Genomic DNA, 18,608 nt, shown 5'->3' on the forward strand with positions numbered 1-18,608 from the left:
GTGGTGGCCCGCCGTGCGGGGTTCCCGCGGCCTGCCCAGTGGTTCCTGCGGGTGTTCCTGGTCCTGACGATCCTGGCCACCGTGTACTTCGGCTGGCACTACGTCTCCGACGTGATCGTGGGACTGCTGCTGGGCTTCGTGGGCGCCTGGGTGGGCGAGCAGTTCGCCGCTCCGGATCAGCCGCTCGACGCCGAAGCAGCGGTCGAGCGCTCACAGCTCGGTGCGTCGGACCTTGCCGGTCGCAGTACGCGGCAGTGACGGCAGCCGCTGATACGTCTTGGGCCGCTTCGGCGGGGTGAGACGTCGGGCGGCGACATCACGCAGAACCTGTTCCTCGACATCCCCGACGTACGCTGCGCACACCCGCTGCCCCCATCGTTCGTCGTCGCGACCGAACACCGCCAGGTCGACAAGCCCGGGGGTGCCCTCGAGGGCGGCCTCGACCTCCGCGGGGTAGACATTGACCCCGCCGCTGATGATGAGGTCCTCGCGCCGGGAGTCCAGATAGACCCGCCCGTCCTCGACGCGACCGAGATCACCGACCGTGAAGGCCGGTCCGTCGGGCGTGTTCCGCCAGACATCGCGCGTCTTTGCGGGGGCATTCCAGTAGACGAATCGTGCCCACTCCGGCACGGCGCACCACAGCTGGCCGTCGGGATCAGTCGTCACGACGCGTCCCGGCCGTGCGCGACCCACCGTGCCCGGGTGGGCGACCCATTCCGTTGCGGGGCATGCGGTGAACTGCCCCTCGGTCGAGCCGTAGAACTCCCACACGGTGTCCGTTCCGAACAACTCGTGAGCACGTCGACGTACCGGTTCTGGGCACGGAGCCCCAGCGTGGGCGACGAGCCGCAGCGAGGAGGCGTCCAGCGTCTGACCAGCATCGTCGAGCTGGCCGAAGAGCCGCTGGAGGTGGGCAGGAACGCAGAACATCGACGTGGGGCGAAGCTGGTCGATCGCCGCGGCGAGTCCCGCGGCGTCGAAGGCTGGCAGCACCGCGATCGATCCTCCGGCAAGCAGCGTCCCCATCGCGAACCGCAACGGCGCCGAGTGGTAGATCGGCGACACCACCAGGTCCAGGTCGCCCGCATGAAAGCCCCACAGGTCGCGCTCCTCACGCGCCAACGACGCGGCATGCGCCGGCGTCAGGAGGCCCGACCACACGCCCTTCGGTCTGCCGGTCGTGCCGGAGGTGAAGTGCATCGGCCGGCACCGGGGCCAGCGGTCGAGCTCGATCGGATCGCCGCGCAGGAGGTCGGTGAGCTTCTCATCCCGGTCGACGACCAGAGCCGGCTCGATGTCCGCGATGATCGCCTCGCGCTCGTACTCGGTGAGTCGCGGATCCAGTGGCACCGGCACGATGCCGCTGCGGGTCGCTCCCAGTACGACGCTGACATAGTCCGCAGACCCTGCAACCGACAGCGCCACCCGGTCGCCGACGCGCAGGCCGGACGCGGCCAGAGAGCCTGCAACGGCGGCCTGATCAACAGCGCTGTCGGCAGCGGTGAGGACCTGGAGCACCGGAAATCCTCTCGATCGTGAGACATCGGTCACGACGCCCTGTGGAGAACCGACGTGCCCGCGTGATCCGAGGTGCAAAGTATGCTTGACTCGAAGGCTGAGACATACACCCGGCTATGCATCAAGGTGGTTAATTCGTGGCAGACACCCGCCACAGGCAAGTCCGCAAGGCGCCCCGCAGCGTCCGCGCGACCCACGCGATCCTTCCCCTTGCAGGCCTGCTGACAGTCGCTGCGGCTGGAACGATGGTCGTCAACGCTGACGACGCGAAGCCGACGGCCATCGTTTCGGCACCCAAGAAGGACGTGTTCGAGATGGCTGCCAGCGAGCAGCCCGTCAAGGTCAGTCGCAGCGCCGAACGCGCCCCGTTGACCAACGAGGCAGCCGCCGAGGACAAGATCGAAGGCACGCGTTTCGCGGTGGTACCGGTCGAGATCCATGCGGCGGCGAAGGGGTCGTCACCAGTCCTGGCGAAGGTCTCCTCCGGCAAGACCGTGGACATCACCGGCGTGAAGTCCGGCGACTGGACCCAGATCATCCACAAGGATCTGCCCCGCTGGGTGCGCTCCAAGAGCCTTGCCAAGGAGATGCCGCTGGGCTCGTCGCCCTGTGCCGCCGGCTCGGGCCCGGAGAACGGTCTCCGCCCGGACACGGTCAAGGTGCACCGCGCGGTTTGCGCCAAGTTCCCGTCGATCGTCCGCTACGGCGGCGTTGCCGGACGCGGCGAGCACGCCACCGGTCAAGCGCTCGACATCATGGTGTCCAGCGACCTCGGCAATGAGGTTGCCGCGTTCGTGATGGAGCACCGTGCCGAGCTCGGCGTGGAGTACATCATCTGGCGCCAGCGCATCTGGCGTCCGGCCACGTCGCCCGGCTGGCGCGGCATGTCCGATCGTGGCGGCGCCACGGCCAATCACATGGATCACGTGCACGTCACGACCTACGGCAGCTCCGCGCAGTAGGCGTCGAACGTGCTGCGGGTCGGTCTCACCGGAGGTATCGGCTCGGGGAAGAGCAGCGTCAGTGCGTTGCTGGCCGCCCACGGAGCTGTCGTGATCGACTACGACCGGCTCGCCCGCGACGCGGTCGACATTGGCAGCCCGGCACTGGAGGCCATCGCTGCACGCTTCGGCCCTGGCGTCATCGCGTCGGACGGCTCGCTGGACAGGCCCGCGCTCGGCGCGCTGGTGTTCGCCGACCCGGCTGCGCTGAGTGATCTCAACGCGATCACCCACCCGGAGATCGCTCGGCTGGCGGCGGAGCACGAGGCCGCGGTCTCGCAAGACTCGATCGTGGTCCACGACAACCCGCTGCTGATCGAGATGGGAGCTGAGCACCGGTGTGACGTGGTTCTTGTGGTCGATGTCCCCGAGAGCGCCCAGATCGATCGGCTGGTCCGGTCTCGCGGCATGTCCGAGGCTGACGCACGGGCCCGGATGGGTGCGCAGGCCTCCAGACAGCAACGGACCGATGCCGCCGATCTGGTGATCGACAACACCGGTCCGTTGGACGAGCTCGCCCGCATCGTCGGGGGCGTCTGGGACGAACTCGTGTCTCGGTCGGCCCCGGCCTAGGCGGCCAGGTCCGGATCGGCGATTCGGCGCAGGGTGGCCAGCGCCTCCCGCTCCAGCTGGCGCACCCGCTCGGCCGAGATGCCGTGCCGCTTGCCGATGTCTGCGAGCTTCTGCTGGCGACCGTCGAGCAGGCCGTAGCGGGCCCGCACGATGTCGGCCTCGCGCTCGCCCAGGTTGTCGACAAGGTTCGAGATCAGGTGTCGAGTCTCGTCATCGAGCATCGCGATGTCCGGTCCTGGCAGCGTCTCCCGCGCAATCAGATCACCCAGCGACGTGTCGCCGTCCTCGTCGACAGGGGAGTCGAGGCTGACGTGGTCGCGTCCCCATGCCATCAGATCGATGACCCGGTCGACGTCCATGCCAAGCTCGAGAGCCACCTCGGCCGGCTCCGGGTCGTAGCCCAGCTGCCGCTCGAGATTGCGGCGCGCGGCCGTGACCTGGTTGAGCTCCTCGACGACATGGACCGGGAGTCGAACAACCCTCGCCTGCTGCGCGATGCCGCGGGTGATCGCCTGACGCACCCACCACGTGGCGTAGGTCGAGAACTTGAAGCCCTTGACGTAGTCGAACTTCTCGACCGCACGGATCAGGCCGGTGTTGCCCTCCTGCACGAGGTCGAGCATCGGCATCGCCGAGCGGCCGTACTTGCGGGCGATGGAGACCACCAGTCGCAAGTTGGCCTGGATGAACTCCTGGACCGCCCGGTCAGCCTCGTCGGCGAGCCAGGTCAGTTCCTCCTCGGTGGCCGACTTCGGTGCTCCGCCCTTGCGTCGACCGATGCGTCCCTCGGCCAGGAGGTGTCGAGCGAAGAGCCCGGCCTCCACGGTCTTGCTGAGATCGACTTCTCGCTCGGCGTCGAGCAGGGGCGTGCGGGCGATCTCGGCGAGGTACATGCCGACGCTGTCCTTGCCCTCGATGTTGCTGCTGCCGTTTCGTGCGCTCACCATGCGCCTCCGATCAGTGTCTTTACTGATCAGAACGCTCGTGGTGCCTGAAGGATTCCGCTCTCAGATGCTTCTTAGGTGGTGCGTGCTATGTCGATGATCCAGGCCAGCTCCCAGGCTCGCTCCTCCCAGGCCGCGTAGCGTCCGCTGACCCCGCCGTGGCCCGCATGCATCTCGGTCTTGAGCAGGATGGGGGAGGAGCCTGATGCGGTGGCCCGGAGCCGGGCGACCCACTTGGCCGGTTCGACGTACAGGACGCGGGTGTCGTGCAGGCTGGTGACTGCCAGGATCGCGGGGTAGTCGTGCGCTCCGACGTTCTCATACGGCGCATACGACTTCATGTAGGCGTACACCTCAGGATCGTCCAGGGGATTGCCCCACTCATCCCACTCGATGACGGTGAGCGGCAGGCCCGGGTCCAGGATCGTGGTCAGGTTGTCGACGAACGGGACGCTGGCGACGATGCCTGCGAAGGCCTCGGGAGCGATGTTGGCGATTGCACCCATGAGCAGCCCGCCGGCGCTGCCGCCTTCGGCGACCAGTCGGTCAGCCGAGGTCCAGCCTTCCTCGACGAGGTGCCGCGCGCTGGCGATGAAGTCGGTGAAGGTGTTGCGTTTGTGCAGCATCTTGCCGTCGTCGTACCAGTGTCGGCCCAGCTCGCCGCCTCCGCGCACGTGTGCGATCGCGAAGACGAAGCCGCGGTCCAGCAGCGACAGCCGCATGACCGAGAAGCCCGGATCCATGCTGGCCTCGTAGGAGCCATAGCCGTAGATCAGTCCGGGGGCAGTGCCATCGCGGGGAGTGTCCTTGCGGCGCACGATGGAGACCGGTACCCGGACGCCGTCCTCGGCAACTGCCCAGCTGCGGTGCTGCTCGTACTCATCGGCGTCGTACCCACCGAGCACAGGAGCCTGCTTGCGCAGGATCAGCTCGCCGGTCGACACGACGTAGTCGAGGATCGAGGCAGGGGTGATGAACGAGCCGACACCGACCCGGATCATCGGCTGGTCCCACTCGGCGTTCGCGCCGACTCCACTGGTGAACAGCTCCTCGTCGAACTCGATCTCCTGGAGCGGGCCGATTCCGGCGTCGTCGATCGCCATGATGCCGATGCGTGAGAGAGCGTCGCGACGGTAGGACACGACGAGCTGGTGGGCGAAGACGTCGACATCCTCCAGCCGGGTCGTCTCGCTGCCGGCGATCAGCACGTGGCGGTCGGTCAGGTCGTGGACCGGGAGCACCACGAGCTCGAAATTGAGCGCATCTTCGTTGTGCAGGATCACGAAGTGGTCGACCCCACCGATGATGGCGTGCTCCAGGGCGTACTCGACGCCGTCCTTGCGGGGCAGGACAGTGCGGAACTCGCCTTCGGGCTCGTCCGCCTCCAGGACGCGCACCTCGCTCGTGACCTTCGATGACAGGCCGATCACGAGGTACTTCTCGGACTGCGTACGTCCGATGCCGACGAAGTAGCGCTCGTCGGGCTCCTCGAGCACCAGGGCGTCCTCGTCGGTCGAGCCCAGAGTGTGCCGCCACACTCGGTGAGGCCGCCAAGCACTGTCGACCGTCGTGTAGAACAGGTGCGTCGCGCCGGCCGACCACGTAGCGCCACCGCTGGTCGCGGGAATCTCGTCAGTGAGTACCTCGCCCGTGCGCAGGTCCTTGATCCGGATGGTGTAGCGCTCATCGCCCTGCGTGTCGACCGACCATGCCAGCAGGCTCTCGTCGTCGCTGATGCTGAAGGCCCCGAGCGAGAAGAATTCGTGCCCCTCGGCCTCCACGTTGGAGTCCAGCAGGATTTCCTCGCCGTCGATCTCGGTGCCGGCCTCCAGGACGGGCGGCTCCCAGTCCTCGACGTCTCCGATCGGGCACCGGCACCGGATGGCGTACTGCTTGCCCTCCAGGGTCCGTGCGTAGTACCACCAGGCTCCTCGGCGCACCGGTACAGACAGATCCGTCTCGAGGGTGCGCGCCTTGATCTCGTCGAAGATCTGCTGACGCAAGGGCGCCAAGTGAGCCGTGGTCTCCTCGGTGTGGGCGTTTTCGGCCTCGAGGTAGGCCAGCGTCGCGGGGTCCTCCTTGTCACGCATCCACTCGTAATCGTCGACGAAGTCGTCTCCGTGGTGGCTGCGGACGATGGGGCGCCGCTCGGCGATCGGCGGGGGAACGGTCATGGTTCGAACGTACCGGTGTGGCCTGCGCCGAGAGCAGGGTCGTCGGTGCGGAAGGTGTGCACAGGACCTGGCGGCGTCCACCTGGTCTCGAAGCGGACCGTGACTCGCCCCAGCCCTGAGCCCCACACCCAGCCGTCACCGTGTGACTCGTGGTGAATGTCCATGCCGGGATACCAGCGAATGTCACGGCGGGGATCCTCCTCGACCTCCACCTCCTCGACCTCGTCGTCGTCCTCGCTCGCGAACAGGTCGTCCTGCACCCAGTCGGCCAGACCGCTCACCCCGACCCCGAGCAGACGTAGGCCGTTGCTGATGTCTTCGCCCGCGAGCAGTCCCCGAGCTGTTGCGGCCAGGATTCGGGCGTTGTCCGTGGGATTGGGCAACGTCGAGGAGCGGGTGTGGGTCTCGAAGTCGTGGTGCCGCATCTTGAGTGTCACGGTGCGTCCGGAAAGCCCGTTCTTGCGCAACCGTCCCGAGACCGATCGGGCCATCCGCTCGATGATGCTCTCGAGCTGCAGGCGGTCGGAGATGTCCTGCTCGAAGGTGTCCTCGACGCTGACCGACTTGGTCTCGCGTGAGGCGACGACGGGACGGTCGTCATCGGCGCGGGCCATGCGGTGGAGTGACCGGCCGGACGCCTGGCCGAGCAGCCGGACCAGCTCGACCTCACTGGGCGCGCGAAGATCCTCGACCGTGAGGATGCCGACTCGCCGCAGACGCTCGGCCGTGGCCGGGCCGACGCCGGGTAGCGCCGTCGCCTGCATAGGTCCGAGAACAGCGGCCTCCGTTCCCGGCTGCACGACGAAGACACCGTTCGGCTTGTTGATCTCGCTGGCGATCTTGGCCATGAGTTTGGAGGATGCGACTCCCACGGAGGCAGTCAGACCTCCGGTGAGGTCAGCGATGTCGGATCGGACAGCGGCCACCACCTCCTCGACTTCGTCCGGATCGAACTCAGCACCTGCGCTCAGGTCGACGAAGGCCTCGTCGAGCGACAGGGGCTCGATCAGCTCGGACTCCGCCCGAAGGCGGTCCATGACCAAGCGGCTGGCCTCGCGATACGCGTCGAACCGGCCACCGAGGAACGCCGCATGTGGGCAACGGGCCCGCGCTTCGGCCGTCCGCATTGCTGACCTGACTCCGTGCACCCGGGCCTCGTAGGAGGCGGTCGCGACCACGCCCCGTGGTCCGATGCCGCCGACGATGACCGGGCGGCCGCGCAGGGAAGGCTTGTCCCGCTGCTCGACGGACGCGAAGAAGGCATCAAGATCCAGGTGCATGATCGACGCCGATGACCGCATGGGACAAGTGTGTCGTGCCTCGCGGACAGTGCTACATGCACATCGAGTGTCGACGAGTCTGGGAGTCCACAGGGGTGCACGGACCACCTGACTCGCAGGTGTCCGACAGCGAGCGTGGGCACATGACACAGACACCGTCGGTCTACACGGCCCGCGACATACCCGATCTGCTCAATACACTTCCGACGCTGTTCGGGTTCCGGCCCACCGAGTCCCTCGTTGCGGTCGCGACCCACGGACCGCGCCGCCGCTTCGGATTCCGCCTGCGCGTGGACATTCCCCCGGCCGAGGACGTCGATGCGCTCGCGCAGCTCGTCGCTGGCCACCTGCGGCATCAGGGGGCCGAGGGCGCGATCGTTCTGGCTGTGACGGGCGAGCAGATCGTTGCGCGCGACCTGGTTGCGGCAGTCGGGCGGGAGCTCGACGGGATCCCGATCATCGTCGCGGCCCGCGCCAACGGCGAGCGTTACTGGACCGACGAACCGGGCTTCTCGCCGGACGGCATCGCCTACGAGTCATCTGACCACCACCTTGCGATCGTTCAGGCGGTTGCGGCGGGCCAGGAGATCCTCCCTGATCGGGATGCTCTCGTTCGACGCTTCCAGGCGGTGCAGTGCCCACGCCGGGCGTGGATGGAGCGGGCGACGGGCGAGGTTCTCGACGAGGTGGTCCGGCTGATCAGCCAGACGCCCGCGGGCGATCTCTACGGGGTTGCCATGGCGCAGATCCAGCCGATCCTGGACCGCGGGCTGAGCGGGCAGGTCCTGTCCGAGGACGACCTGGCCAGGTTCTCGGTCTGGGTGTCGGGGATCGCCACGCGTGACGCGGTCTGGGAGCAGATCACTCCGGAGACCGCCGCCGACATGCTGCGTGTCCTGGCCGAGGTGTCGCGCAGCGTCGTGCCGCCGTTCGAGCCGGCTGTCCTGAGCCTCACTGCCTTCGCCGCGTGGCTCATCGGTGACGGGGCGCAGTCGCTCATCGCCACCGAGCGGGCGCTCGCGGCCGATCCGGAGTACTCGATGGCCGGGCTCATGCTGCAGATGCTGCAAAGTGGAGTGGCGCCGTCTCGGTGGCAGGAGTTTCGAGCCGCCGGGTCGACCTCGGCCTAGGGTGTGTTCATGGGACAGGATGTCGACGCCCGCGAGTTCAGCCGCGAGGACCGCACGATCTATCGCGCCAAGGTTCGGCGCTGCTTGGATGTCTTCGCTCGGATGCTCAGCGAGTACGACCTGTCGGTCGAGCACACGCACGTCGGCATCGAGATCGAGTTCAATCTGGTCGATGACCAGGGTGACCCCGCACTCAAGAACGCAGAGGCGCTCGAGGCCATCGCCGACGAGGACTTCCAGACCGAGCTCGGCCTGTTCAACATCGAGATCAATGTGCCACCAGCGCGGATCGCGGGCAGGGGGCTGGACGTCCTCCAGGACTCTCTGCGCGACGACCTCAACCAGGCGCAGGTCAAGGCTGCCGAGGTCGGGGCGCACCTCGTCATGATCGGGATTCTGCCGACTCTCGACGAGGGCCATCTCAGTCGGGAATCGATCTCGGCAAATCCGCGCTATCACCTGCTGTCCGATCAGATCCTTGCAGCTCGCGGTGAGGACATCGAGATCGTGATCGATGGTGTCGACCGGTTGGCCACGACGGCCGACTCGATCGTCCCCGAGGCGGCGTGCACCAGCACCCAGCTGCACCTGCAGGTCGAGCCCGACGACTTCGCGCCGATGTGGAACGCAGCGCAGGCCATCGCCTCGGTGCAGGTCGCGGTTGGTGCCAACTCACCGTTTCTGTTGGGCCAGCAGCTGTGGCACGAGACCCGCATTGCCTTGTTCGAGCAGGCGACCGACACTCGCAGTGAGGAGCTCAAGGCTCAGGGCGTTCGCCCTCGCGTCTTCTTCGGAGAACGGTGGATCACCTCGGTCTTCGATTTGTTCGAGGAGAATGTCCGCTATTTCCCGGCACTGCTGCCAATCGTCGACGAGGAAGACCCGCTGGTCGAGCTCGAGGCAGGCCGGATTCCAAACCTCCCAGAGCTCAGGCTGCACAACGGAACGGTCTACCGGTGGAACCGACCGATCTACGACGTATCCGGCGGACGGCCGCACCTGAGGATCGAGAACCGACTGCTGCCCGCAGGGCCCACCGTCGTCGACACAATGGCCAACGCGGCCCTGTTCTACGGGCTGGTCAAGGTGTTGGGGTCCAGCGATCGTCCTGTGTGGTCGCAGCTGTCGTTCCGCGCCGCGGAGGACAACTTTCACCAGGCAGCGCGTTCAGGTATCGACACCGAGATCTATTGGCCGTCGGTGGGCACGGTGTCTGTGCGTGAGCTCGTCTTGCGCCAGCTGCTGCCGCTGGCGCACACCGGGCTCGAGGAGATGGGAGTCGACACCGAGGTGCGCGACCGCCTGCTCGGCATCGTCGAGCAACGCTGCATCGCTGGACGCAACGGCGCGACCTGGCTGATCGGGGAGCTCGGTCACCAGCTGGGAGCGACCAAGGATCGAATCGCGGCCATGCGCGCCACGACCAGGTCGTATGAGGAGCACATGCACGGCGGTGAGCCGGTCCACTCGTGGCCGACCCGCTCCTGAGAGCACCCAAACACCCGCCTGAGAAGCCCCTGAGATGGAACGCCTTGGCGTGGCGTGGCACACTTGAGCTAGAGGTTGACCACAGGCCTAATTGTTGCGCCCATCTACCGTTTGCGAGGTTGACGTGCCGGTGAATCCCGCATCAGCAAATCCGTTGAGAGCAGTCACGAAGTTTCTCGCGGGAGTGGCGAAGGAGGAGCCTGCGGCACCGAGCAAGACCCCCGCCACGAGGGCTCCAGCAGCTACGAAGGCACCAGCGAAGAAGACCACGACAGCAGTGAAGGCACCAGCCAGGAAGACCTCGGCTGCCAAGGCCAGCACACCGTCCAGTTCCCCGGCGAAGACAGAAGCGACAGTGACCAAGACCGCATCAGGCACGACGAAGAAGACCCCCGCCAAGAAGGCTCCGGCCGCAGCCAAGAAGGCAGCGCCCAAGAAGGCAGCGCCGAAGAAGGCAGCCGTGAGCCAGGAGGAGTCGAACATCCCGGCAGACATCGACATCGCCAAGGTGCTCGAGGTGCCGGCCGTGCAGGTCGATGCGCAGGGCAAGAAGATCCTCCCGGACATCCCCGACGAGGAGTTCGAGAAGGACCTCGCGACGGATCCGACGCTCAAGGAGGACGAGAAGTCGTCCTACACGATCTCGGCTGCCGATGAGAGCGATGAGCCGGTCCAGCAGGTCATGGTCGCCGGCGCCACGGCCGATCCGGTCAAGGATTATCTCAAGCAGATCGGCAAGGTTTCGCTGCTGACCGCCGGTCAGGAGGTCGAGCTGGCCAAGCGCATCGAGGCGGGTCTTTTTTCCGAGGAGAAGCTTGCCAAGGGTGGGCGCATATCTCCCAAGATGCTCGAAGAGCTCGAGTGGATCACGGTCGACGGTCGTCGGGCCAAGAACCACCTGCTCGAGGCCAACCTGCGCCTCGTCGTCTCGCTGGCGAAACGCTACACGGGCCGCGGCATGCTGTTCCTGGACCTGATCCAGGAGGGCAATCTGGGCCTGATCCGTGCAGTCGAGAAGTTCGACTACACCAAGGGTTTCAAGTTCTCCACCTACGCAACCTGGTGGATCCGCCAGGCGATCACCCGCGCGATGGCGGACCAGGCTCGCACCATCCGCATCCCTGTTCACATGGTCGAGGTCATCAACAAGCTGGCTCGCGTCCAGCGTCAGATGCTCCAGGACCTGGGCCGCGAGCCCACGCCGGAAGAGCTCGCGATTGAGCTCGACATGACACCCGAGAAGGTCGTCGAGGTCCAGAAGTACGGCCGTGAGCCAATCAGCCTGCACACGCCCCTGGGCGAGGACGGCGACTCGGAGTTCGGTGACCTGATCGAGGACTCCGAGGCCATCGTCCCGGCAGACGCCGTCTCGTTCACGCTGCTGCAGGAGCAGCTGCACGCCGTGCTCGACACCCTCTCCGAGCGTGAGTCCGGCGTCGTCTCGATGCGCTTTGGGCTGACCGACGGTCAGCCCAAGACCCTCGACGAGATCGGCAAAGTTTATGGCGTGACGCGCGAGCGCATCCGCCAGATCGAGTCAAAGACGATGAGCAAGTTACGGCATCCTTCGCGCTCGCAGGTCTTGCGCGACTATCTCGACTGAGTCAGGCCTCTAGTCAGGCTGAAAATGCACTGAGTCGATTCAAGGATCATCGACAGTGGTCGTGACGCCATAGGCGATCGAAGGGCCGCCAGCGAGTTGTTGCGTTCAAGATCCGCGAGATGCGTCAACGCCCTCTCAACACCGGTGCTCTGCGCCAACTCCGGGTGCGGTGCGAATCGATCGCCAGCGCCGAGACCCGGTGTACCACCGTGGAAGAACGAGCTCGCCAGGAAGTCCAAACCGCTCACGCTGATCCAGGCAGATCGCGAGTGTCCCCGATGGGGCTTACCGTTTTGGTATGCGAACCACTGTGAAGATCGACAACGACGCCATGAACGAAGTCGTCGCTGATATTGGCCGGAAGATTGTCGCCGCTGACGAATCGCTCAGGATGAGTTTCGCGGGCTTGGATGTCGAGGACATCGTCCCCGAAGTCGAGAGCTCTATGGCCGCGCTGGGACTGGACCTTTCCGACTCGAAGATCCGTGACTACGCCCAGCACATCGCGGATCGGGCCGACTATGAATTCGTGCTCCAGTGAACGTGACAACGCACACCGATTCTGGCGAAAGAACTGGGTCAATCGCCTCGGACAATACGACATTGACTCCGTGAGCAGGGTTGGCAGTCCCAGCCCTATGCCCGCGGAGGGACGCCAATATTACGACGAAAATGGCAACATTTGACGGTCCCGTTGACCAGCTCGAGCACGCCGAACTTAACCGGGGATCGTTGAGCCAAGGTCTTTCTCCAGCCGGGCATGGCCGGCAGGGCAGGCCGATTCCCTACGAATCACGACGACCGCGCCGCGCGACTCGGGGGGATGTTTGAGGTGGTGCGTTGTGTAGGGGTCACTACCGGGGGTACGTGTCACCGCATGAGCCCACTACGAGTCCGCCCTCTCGGCGGCACATTCGGGTGCCTGACGATGATCGCAGTTTCTGTTGCGCTCTCCGTGATCCTGACGATTCTGGTCAACATCGGTCGCTGACATCGCTGGAACGAACGATCGCCCCACTGTTCTTCGGGGGAGAGGCCGGGGCCGGCGCTGATCCTGATCGGATCGTGGCGCATGTGGACGACGTCAGACGAGCTGTGCAGGCGCCGCGATACGGGTAGCTCGTCATCTGGCCGGTGAGCTGAGCACAAAAACAGCCGATCTCACAACGTCGTGAGATCGGCTGTTTCGGACGGTATCAGGCAGAAGCAGGCGGCGTCTCGGCCTCGGGGGTCTCGGTGCAATCCTCCATCTGCTGCCTCAGCGAGGCTAGCGCAGCCTTGGCGGCGTTCCAGGTCACTTTGAGTGCTGCCCGCTCGACCCTGACCTGGCGCTTGAGCTCAGCGAAGCTGGCACGCCGCACCCTGGCAGCCTCCTTGGCCTCCACTCGGGCGGTCGCGCGCGCGGCCTGGGCAGCGTCACGTATAGTGGCGTCCTTCGCGGCAGCAGCGGTCAGGCGGCTGGCCTTCTTCGCCGTCGCCCGCGCCTCTGCGATCTCGTGAGCCTTGTAGATCTTGACCAAGGCCTTCATGGAAGTCCTGGTATAGATCGTGTAGGCCTTCTGAGCGACGCGCGCGTCGGCCTTGGCTTGGTCGATGGAGGCGCTGAGGGCGGTCAGGTCACAGCTGGGCGTTGGGTCTTCCGCCTGGGCGGGCGCGACGGCGCTGGCTATTCCGATGACACTGATGACGGCCGCTGCGCACGAGCGTCCGATGATGTTGGTGTTCACGAGGGCTCCCTCCCGTGGATATTGAATTGACGCTCGAACACTGACACACCCCGGTCGGTCGCGGATCGAAACAGTAAAACTATTTGCCCTAGTGCTCTGCGGTCAGTCGAGCGCGCACGATCGACCCAGATAAGCCCGGTTCACATTGGTTTCGTAGAGGGGCGCCTCCTAGTCCTCTGGCGGCTTCGGTTGCCGTTGACCCCCCTGCGGGAATCGCATGTTCAACGCTCTGCTGTTAGTAAGGCGAGGAACGTAACGAGATTCTTCGGGAGGGCCCGAGGCGACAGGAGGGGTCCTGTCACTGCTCGCGTGAACGAGCAGGTGGGGCGGGGTTTTCGAGACCAGTTTGGTGGACGCTCCGGCGGGTAAGGCGACAACAACATCGCCAAATCCCCTTAAATCAGGAGCAGACATGTCGGACGACGAGAAGGTCGCAAAGGAACTGGTCGAAACGTTGAAGGACGGCGAGCGTGGTTTCGCCAGCGCCGCCGAAAAGCTGCGAGACAGCGACCGCCCCGAGTGGGCTGAGACGTTGCAGCGCCTGTCGGAGCAGCGCGCAACTTTCTGTCGCGAGATAGTCGACCTCGGTCACCAGTACGACGAGGACGTCGACAAGAGCGGGTCGGTTGCCGCTTCCCTGCACCGCGGTTGGATTTCTCTCAAGGACGCGCTGACCGGCGATGACGCGGGTAGCGTCCTCAGCGCCGCCGTTACCGGTGAGGACCACGCGGTGTCGGAATATGAGGATGCGCTCAAGCACGACCTCAGCCCCGGCTTTCACGAAGTTGTGAGTAAACAGCATGCCGCGGTAGTCGCCGCCCGCGATGAGGTCAAGGCTCTCCAGAACGCAGACTGACTGAACATCAAGTAGCCAGCAAACTGGAACCAGAGAGCCGCCCCGTCACGACTGGTGACAGGGGCGGCTCTGTTTGTGCGTTCAATCGGTGATATCTCGTCGCACAGCGATCATGCGTCCCGGCTCGGCCGTCTGCGTTAGACTGTCACGACATTGACGAGCGTCTCGGAGAGCAGACCTGTGCAAAAAACCGGCGGTTCGACACGCGGATGGCGCATCACCGGCATAGGGGTGGTGTTTGCGAGCCTTTTCCTGGGCTTCGCCACGGCAGCATCGGGAGCGGACGAGACGGCGACAACGCCCACGGAGACGACTCCCACGGAGACGACTTCGTCAACGGCGCTGGTGGCTCCCGCCGATGAGTCCACCGTCAGTGGTTCCACGCCCCCGGCAACGATTCAGAGCGGGGCACCATACGGCGCCAGTTTCCCCGTGACGCTGGAGAGCAATTTCTCGCGACCCTACAAGTCCATCTCCAGCTCGGCGAACAGTGACTTCTCGCTCCTGAACGACTTGGAACGGCTGATCCGCGGCACGTACAGGAAGCCCAGCGGAGCCACCCGCCCCGAGGCCGAGCGGCTCGGCAACTATGTGCTGCTGTCGGTCTCGCGGATGGAGAACTCCCACCGTGTCGGCCGCGAGCTCGTCCGGGCCGCCAAAGCCGGTGTGCAGGTGCGCGTGATCCACGGCAAGGCCTCTCAATCACACGAGTCGCGAGCTCTGGCGAGTGCGCTGCAGAGCGCGACCTACAAGGGCAGGCACACCGGCAAGTTCAAGATCTGCCAGAAGGGCAGGAGTCTGGCGTGCCTGTCCAGCGCCAAGGGCGCGATCATGCACTCGAAGATTTTGCTGATCAACGACACCTTCACCCGTGAAGGCACGAGCGCCAAGCGAGTCTTCTGGTCCGGCTCGGCCAATCTCGGCGGCCCCAGCGGCGAGAAGACCTACAACAACGGGTTGACGGTCTACAACGACCGCAAGCTCTTCACCCAGACCCGCCGAATGTGGAACGACATGTGGGAGGAGCGGTCCATCGGCTCGAGCTACCTGCAGTACATCAAGGATCACCCCGGCAGGTACGGCTACAGCGGCGCCAGCGCGGATGGCTACACATCGCAATGGGCCTACAACGGGATGTTCTACTCCAACCTGGCGAACGTCACGATCTACGCGACGCCGATCTACGCCACGCCGACCAACGGCAAGGATCCGGTGCTCAATCTGCTCAACCGCGTGGTCCCGGACGACCAGTGCCGCATCCGGCTGCAGCAGAATCGCTTCAAGTATCGCCGTATCGCGGTGGCCGAGAAGCTCGTCGAGCTCGCCGATGGTGGCTGCAAGATCTCCGGCGTCTACTTCGAGGACGACCTCAGGGTCAATCGGATCGCGCACTGCCAGCAGTACATTCGTATCTGTCGTCCGATCCTCGACGTCCTCAAGACGTCGAGTCGTCGCATCGAAGCGGCGTGGGCCAAGCCGCACGACAAGACGATCCTGGTCGACGCGGTGTTGAAGGCCAACAGGCTCAACCCCGAGGAGCAGCTTCCTGGCGGTGGATCGTGGCCGTCCGACGGTTCGCGCACCAAGCTCGTGCAGGCTGGTTCAGCCGCGTTGACCGGTTCCAACCTGGTGGTCAGCGACGAGGTGACCACCGAGACGACCGACGCCGGCGTCTACGACGACTACCTCGAGCACTGGAAGGCGATCCTCAAGTCGCGAGAGATCCACAACTTCCCGTACTGACAGACGATGCGAAAGGCCCGACCAGGATCTCCTGGCCGGGCCTTTCGCTGTGTCTGTGTGGGGTGACTGCTCAGTCTCCGTCGACGGATGACGAGGAGCTGGCGACCAGTCGCTCGCTCTCGTCGTGGATCGACGCGGACATCTCGCGCAGCTTGTCCTCGTGCTGGCGCGCGTGGTGGGCACAGAACATCAGCTCACCACCGCCGCCGAGCGTCACGCGTACGTATGCCTGAGCGCCGCAACGGTCACAGCGGTCGAGGGAGCTCAGCATGGGGGCTGTCAGTGTTGTCACGATGACCTTCTCTCTGAGCATTCGGCGGTTCTGATGTGGTCAACATCCAATCACGAGGGGGTATTCCTCGTGGCCGTTCGTGACCTACGACATACATACTCCCCGAGTGACACAAATGGCCGCAGGCGCGCGGTGAGCCGCGTGTCACGAGACCCGGGCGTGAATGCGCTGGATAGGCTGGGGAGAAGGCCGACCAGCGCGAAAGGCAACTGATCATCGACAGCACGTACGACGCTCGCAACCTCCTGGTGCTCGAGGGACTCGAGGCGGTCCGCAAGCGCCCAGGAATGTACGTAGGGTCGACTGACACTCGTGGCCTGATGCACTGCCTCTGGGAGATCATCGACAACTCGGTGGACGAGGCATTGTCCGGCTACGGCACCCACATCCGGGTGGCCCTCAACGACGACGGCTCGGTCGAGGTGCAGGACGACGGCAGGGGCGTGCCCGTCGATGTCGAGAAGAAGACCGGCCTCACCGGCGTCGAGGTGGTGTACACCAAGCTGCATGCCGGCGGTAAGTTCGGCGGCGGATCCTACGTCGCGACCGGCGGCCTGCACGGCGTCGGCGCCTCGGTCGTCAACGCCCTGTCGGCACGGCTGGACGTGGAGGTCGACAAGGGTGGCGCCACCTGGGCCATGTCGTTCCGCCGGGGCGAACCCGGGATCTTCGCCGACGACCGCCCCGATTCGGACTTCACCCCGACCAACGAGCTGCGCAAGATCGCGAAAGTGCCCAAGACAAGAACCGGCACCCGGGTCCGTTACTGGGCGGATCCGCAGATCTTCATCAAAGGAGCGCGTTTCGCCTACGAAGAGCTGGTGGCCCGAGCGAGACAGACCTCGTTCCTCGTGCCCGGCCTGGAGATCGTGATCAGCGATCGTCGCGGCGACGAGCCTCACGAGGAGAAGTTCCGGCACGATGGCGGCATCACCGAGTTCTGTGAGTTCCTGGCTCCCGACGCGCCGGTGACCGATGTGCTCCGGCTACAGGGCGAGGACGTCTTCACCGAGACCGTCCCACTGCTCGATGACAAGGGCCACATGACACCCCAGGACATCGAACGGATGTTGGGCGTCGACATCGCGCTGCGCTGGGGAACCGACTACGGCACGCAGGTCCAATCCTTCGTGAACATCATCGCCACCCCGAAGGGTGGAACGCACCTCGGTGGATTCGAGCGCGGAGTCACCAAGACGTTCAATGACGTGCTGCGCAACACCAGGCTGCTCAAGGCCGGTGATCCGGACATCATCAAAGACGATGTGCTCGAGGGCCTGACCGCCGTGGTGACGGTCCGGCTGGCCGAGCCCCAGTTCGAGGGACAGACCAAGGAGGTTCTCGGCACACCGGCGGTCACCAAGATCGTCAACCAGGTGGTGAGCCGTGAGCTCAAGGCATTTCTCACCTCGACCAAGACCGCCCACAAGGCCAAGGCGCGCCAAGTGTTGGAGAAGGTCGTCGGCGCGTCCCGGACCCGGCTGATGGCCCGCCAGCAGCGAGACACTCAGCGGCGCAAGAACGCACTCGAGTCCAGCGCGCTGCCGGCCAAGCTCGCCGACTGTCGCAGCAACGATGTCGAGCGCTCCGAGCTGTTCATCGTCGAGGGCGACTCCGCGCTCGGCACGGCCAAATCGGCTCGTGATTCCGAGTTCCAGGCGTTGCTGCCCATTCGGGGCAAGATCCTCAACGTCCAGAAGGCCAGCATCGGCGACATGCTCAAGAACGCCGAGTGCTCTTCGATCATCCAGGTCGTCGGTGCAGGGTCGGGCCGGACCTTCGACGTCGACGCTGCACGATACGGCCGGATCATCTTCATGGCCGATGCCGATTCCGACGGAGCACACATTCGTTGCCTGCTGGCGACGCTGTTCTTCCGCTACATGCGAGGACTCGTCGACGCCGGCCGCGTCTACACCGCGGTCCCGCCGCTGCACCGGGTCGAGCTGTCCAATCCCAAGAAGGGTCAGGACAAGTACGTCTACACGTACTCCGACGCCGAGCTGCAGCGCAAGCTCGCCGAGCTGCAGCGCAAAAACATCCGGTGGAAGGATCCGGTCCAGCGGTACAAGGGGCTGGGCGAGATGGACGCCGGTCAGCTGGCCGAGACCACGATGGACCCCCGACACCGCACGTTGCGCCGGCTCACGGTCGATGATGGCGAAGAGGCCTCGTCGGTGTTCGAGCTGTTGATGGGCAACGAGGTGCCGCCGCGCAAGGAGTTCATCGTGCAGGGCGCGTACGAGATCGACGCCGACAAGATCGACGCCTGAGCT

The 18,608-nt window shown here is 65.3% G+C and carries 16 protein-coding genes; 10 read left to right on the top strand and 6 right to left on the bottom strand.

Annotated features, from left to right (window positions below):
• A partial coding sequence (locus tag WB461_RS00150) for a phosphatase PAP2 family protein (protein WP_423850694.1) occupies nucleotides 1-258 on the top strand: 258 nt, incomplete at its 5' end.
• Here the strand turns inward: WB461_RS00150 and WB461_RS00155 are convergent.
• Entirely contained in the window at nucleotides 211-1,521 is a 1,311-nt protein-coding gene (locus WB461_RS00155; protein WP_423850695.1) for a class I adenylate-forming enzyme family protein, read from the bottom strand. The two genes, WB461_RS00150 and WB461_RS00155, sit on opposite strands and share 48 nt — an antisense overlap.
• Nucleotides 1,522-1,658: 137 nt before the next feature.
• Between WB461_RS00155 and WB461_RS00160 the strand changes: the two genes are divergently transcribed.
• Nucleotides 1,659-2,483 carry an SH3 domain-containing protein gene (locus WB461_RS00160; RefSeq protein WP_423850696.1) on the top strand — a complete coding sequence of 275 codons (825 nt, stop codon included), beginning with the start codon at nucleotides 1,659-1,661 and terminating at the stop codon, nucleotides 2,481-2,483.
• 9 nt (nucleotides 2,484-2,492) lie between these two features.
• Nucleotides 2,493-3,095 carry a dephospho-CoA kinase gene (coaE, locus tag WB461_RS00165; protein WP_423850697.1) on the top strand — a complete coding sequence of 201 codons (603 nt, stop codon included), beginning with the start codon at nucleotides 2,493-2,495 and terminating at the stop codon, nucleotides 3,093-3,095.
• Here the strand turns inward: coaE and WB461_RS00170 are convergent.
• The 3 genes from WB461_RS00170 to WB461_RS00180 all read right to left on the bottom strand — a co-directional run bounded on the left by WB461_RS00170 (nucleotide 3,092) and on the right by WB461_RS00180 (nucleotide 7,514).
• Entirely contained in the window at nucleotides 3,092-4,042 is a 951-nt protein-coding gene (locus WB461_RS00170) for a sigma-70 family RNA polymerase sigma factor (protein ID WP_423850698.1), read from the bottom strand. The genes coaE and WB461_RS00170 overlap by 4 nt on opposite strands.
• Nucleotides 4,043-4,113: 71 nt before the next feature.
• Nucleotides 4,114-6,213: a S9 family peptidase gene (locus tag WB461_RS00175; RefSeq protein ID WP_423850699.1), complete on the bottom strand. Its 2,100-nt coding sequence runs from the start codon at nucleotides 6,211-6,213 to the stop codon at nucleotides 4,114-4,116.
• Nucleotides 6,210-7,514 carry a DNA polymerase IV gene (locus WB461_RS00180; RefSeq protein WP_423850700.1) on the bottom strand — a complete coding sequence of 435 codons (1,305 nt, stop codon included), beginning with the start codon at nucleotides 7,512-7,514 and terminating at the stop codon, nucleotides 6,210-6,212. Before WB461_RS00180 ends, WB461_RS00175 begins: the two co-directional genes overlap by 4 nt.
• A gap of 122 nt (nucleotides 7,515-7,636) precedes the next feature.
• Between WB461_RS00180 and WB461_RS00185 the strand changes: the two genes are divergently transcribed.
• The 4 genes from WB461_RS00185 (at nucleotide 7,637) to WB461_RS00200 (ending at nucleotide 12,255) form a co-directional block, all read left to right on the top strand.
• Nucleotides 7,637-8,623: a DUF4192 domain-containing protein gene (locus WB461_RS00185; RefSeq protein ID WP_423850701.1), complete on the top strand. Its 987-nt coding sequence runs from the start codon at nucleotides 7,637-7,639 to the stop codon at nucleotides 8,621-8,623.
• Between the two features lie 9 nt (nucleotides 8,624-8,632).
• Nucleotides 8,633-10,111: a glutamate--cysteine ligase gene (locus tag WB461_RS00190; protein ID WP_423850702.1), complete on the top strand. Its 1,479-nt coding sequence runs from the start codon at nucleotides 8,633-8,635 to the stop codon at nucleotides 10,109-10,111.
• Nucleotides 10,112-10,295: 184 nt separating this feature from the next.
• Nucleotides 10,296-11,714: an RNA polymerase sigma factor gene (locus tag WB461_RS00195; protein WP_423850726.1), complete on the top strand. Its 1,419-nt coding sequence runs from the start codon at nucleotides 10,296-10,298 to the stop codon at nucleotides 11,712-11,714.
• Nucleotides 11,715-12,024: 310 nt separating this feature from the next.
• Complete coding sequence (locus WB461_RS00200; RefSeq protein ID WP_423850703.1) at nucleotides 12,025-12,255, top strand: hypothetical protein; 231 nt, start codon at nucleotides 12,025-12,027, stop codon at nucleotides 12,253-12,255.
• Nucleotides 12,256-12,910: 655 nt separating this feature from the next.
• Here the strand turns inward: WB461_RS00200 and WB461_RS00205 are convergent.
• Nucleotides 12,911-13,441 (bottom strand): hypothetical protein, encoded by a 531-nt coding sequence (locus tag WB461_RS00205; protein WP_423850704.1) that lies wholly within the window; start codon nucleotides 13,439-13,441, stop codon nucleotides 12,911-12,913.
• Between the two features lie 412 nt (nucleotides 13,442-13,853).
• On the opposite strand from WB461_RS00205, the gene WB461_RS00210 reads away from it, so the two are divergent.
• Nucleotides 13,854-14,297, top strand: coding sequence for a ferritin-like domain-containing protein (locus tag WB461_RS00210; protein ID WP_423850705.1), 444 nt, complete (start codon nucleotides 13,854-13,856; stop codon nucleotides 14,295-14,297).
• A 432-nt stretch (nucleotides 14,298-14,729) separates the two neighbouring features.
• Nucleotides 14,730-16,040, top strand: a complete 1,311-nt coding sequence (locus WB461_RS00215) for a phospholipase D-like domain-containing protein (protein WP_423850706.1) — start codon at nucleotides 14,730-14,732, stop codon at nucleotides 16,038-16,040.
• A 70-nt stretch (nucleotides 16,041-16,110) separates the two neighbouring features.
• Here WB461_RS00215 and WB461_RS00220 read toward each other — a convergent pair whose 3' ends face one another.
• Nucleotides 16,111-16,353 (bottom strand): DUF7455 domain-containing protein, encoded by a 243-nt coding sequence (locus tag WB461_RS00220; protein ID WP_423850707.1) that lies wholly within the window; start codon nucleotides 16,351-16,353, stop codon nucleotides 16,111-16,113.
• Nucleotides 16,354-16,541: 188 nt separating this feature from the next.
• Between WB461_RS00220 and WB461_RS00225 the strand changes: the two genes are divergently transcribed.
• Nucleotides 16,542-18,605: a DNA gyrase/topoisomerase IV subunit B gene (locus tag WB461_RS00225; RefSeq protein ID WP_423850727.1), complete on the top strand. Its 2,064-nt coding sequence runs from the start codon at nucleotides 16,542-16,544 to the stop codon at nucleotides 18,603-18,605.
• The last annotated feature ends 3 nt before the right edge of the window (nucleotides 18,606-18,608 follow it).

Source organism: Aeromicrobium sp., assembly GCF_049587115.1.
GTDB lineage: Bacteria > Actinomycetota > Actinomycetes > Propionibacteriales > Nocardioidaceae > Aeromicrobium.

Bases quoted from the DNA above. Each gene is read 5' to 3' on its own strand.
- WB461_RS00170 (WP_423850698.1), bottom strand. From the start codon at position 4,042: ATGGTGAGCGCACGAAACGGCAGCAGCAACATCGAGGGCAAGGACAGC.
- WB461_RS00175 (WP_423850699.1), bottom strand. From the start codon at position 6,213: ATGACCGTTCCCCCGCCGATCGCCGAGCGGCGCCCCATCGTCCGCAGC.
- WB461_RS00180 (WP_423850700.1), bottom strand. From the start codon at position 7,514: ATGCGGTCATCGGCGTCGATCATGCACCTGGATCTTGATGCCTTCTTC.
- WB461_RS00185 (WP_423850701.1), top strand. From the start codon at position 7,637: ATGACACAGACACCGTCGGTCTACACGGCCCGCGACATACCCGATCTG.
- WB461_RS00190 (WP_423850702.1), top strand. From the start codon at position 8,633: ATGGGACAGGATGTCGACGCCCGCGAGTTCAGCCGCGAGGACCGCACG.
- WB461_RS00210 (WP_423850705.1), top strand. From the start codon at position 13,854: ATGTCGGACGACGAGAAGGTCGCAAAGGAACTGGTCGAAACGTTGAAG.
- WB461_RS00220 (WP_423850707.1), bottom strand. From the start codon at position 16,353: ATGCTCAGAGAGAAGGTCATCGTGACAACACTGACAGCCCCCATGCTG.